General features: G+C 62.5%; 2 protein-coding genes. One reads left to right on the forward strand and one right to left on the reverse strand.

Annotated features, from left to right (window positions below; genetic code table 11):
* Positions 1-616 precede the first annotated feature (616 nt).
* On the forward strand, positions 617-1,174 hold the full coding sequence (locus VPH46_RS16225) for a recombinase family protein (RefSeq protein ID WP_416612892.1): 558 nt from the start codon (positions 617-619) through the stop codon (positions 1,172-1,174).
* Here VPH46_RS16225 and VPH46_RS16230 read toward each other — a convergent pair whose 3' ends face one another.
* Positions 1,175-1,345 (reverse strand): hypothetical protein, encoded by a 171-nt coding sequence (locus tag VPH46_RS16230; RefSeq protein ID WP_416612894.1) that lies wholly within the window; start codon positions 1,343-1,345, stop codon positions 1,175-1,177.
* Positions 1,346-1,512 lie beyond the last annotated feature (167 nt).

Raw genomic sequence — 1,512 nt, forward strand, 5'->3', positions numbered from 1 at the left:
CACCACGCCCACATTATTTGATTCCGCCCGCCGTTCTGATCATTCTGCCCGAGTGTCCGCAGGAAACTCTCTAATAGTAGAAGGTTAAGTGCGGACATGTTGGCGATGGTGGTGCTGGTTCACCTGACCTCGACCTCATGAACTTGCCCGCAGTTGCTGGTTCGACGCTTGATGGTGCGGCCCTGTGCCGCGCCATCAAGGGGCGAGCGAGCGACAAGGGCCGGGGACGCGCGAGGCGCGGCACCGTTCGACATGAGCGATCATGCTGTTAGTCAGGCGTCGGCCTTGCCGGTCCCGCTCTGGCGGTCCCGTCCGCGCCCACCGCGAACAGTTTCACTGGCTCGACACCACGGGGTGCCGACCCAGATCGCTGTTCTCCATGGGGCACGATAAGTTCACCTCAACGAAGTGACGTTGCCTGCTCGACCGCTGCCAACCTGATGATCGGGCGACAGCCCCGACCAGAACGGCGGACGGACGCTCGTCGCCTCGATAGGGCAACCATGGGCGAGACGGCCAGTGAGGCAGATCGGCGTCTCGCTTGGGTCGCTTTTCCTTGACGAAATACAGTTCTGTGAGAGCGTCTTAGAGCCAAACAGGACAGTCAGGAGGCTCGATGGGCAAGGTTCTGGGATACGCACGCATTTCGACCAGCGACGGTCAGGACGCCACCAGCCAGAAGGTCATGCTGGAGAAGCTCGGCGCGGTCGTCGTGTTCGTCGATATCGGCAACGGCTCGAAGCTCACTGGCCGGGACCAACTCGAAGCCGCCCTGCGCCTGCTCGAACCCGGTGACGAACTTCTTTCATTGCACCCGGACAGGCTGGCGCGTGACACCGGCGACCTGCTGACCATTGCCAAGCGCGTCATTGAGAAGAAGGCGGTGCTGCGGATCAATGACCCGGCCATCACGCTCGACGGCAGCGATATCATGGCCGAGGTGATGCTCACCGTCTTCGGACTGGTAGGCATGCTGGAAAAACACTTTCTCCGCGCTCGCCAGCGTCGTGGAATCGAGAATGCGAAGGCACGCGGCGATGTCTACAAGGGCCGTCCCGCGACGATCAGCCCCGACGCTGTGCGCGATCTTCGTCAGCAGGGGTTCGGTGCCACCCAGATCGCCAAGCGCCTCAAGATCGGGCGCGCGTCGGTCTACCGGCTGCTCGCCGCCTGATCACAGCGTGCGCAGCCACTCAATCGCCTCATCGAAGGTCATCGCCTTCCCCGGCTGAGCCGCTGCGTGCTCGATCATCGCGACGAAATCCGGGTCGAGTTCTTCGCCCCGGCAGATCGGGCACGGCTCATCCGTCCCATCATCACCGCACCGTCCCGCATGCTGATCCACGATCCCGGAGCCTCCGCACATGACCAAGCCTGATCATACCACAGCAGGCTCACCGGCATCGTCCTCGGACGCAGCCGTTGAAGCGACACTCGACGTTCCATGGGATTCAGAACAACCCCGCGCATCAGTCGATCTCAAACCCGGCACGCATCCTGTAAGCGGCACCA

Origin of the sequence: Sphingomonas sp. MJ1 (PH-R8) (genome assembly GCF_048058635.1) — a bacterium.
Classification (GTDB): domain Bacteria; phylum Pseudomonadota; class Alphaproteobacteria; order Sphingomonadales; family Sphingomonadaceae; genus Sphingomonas.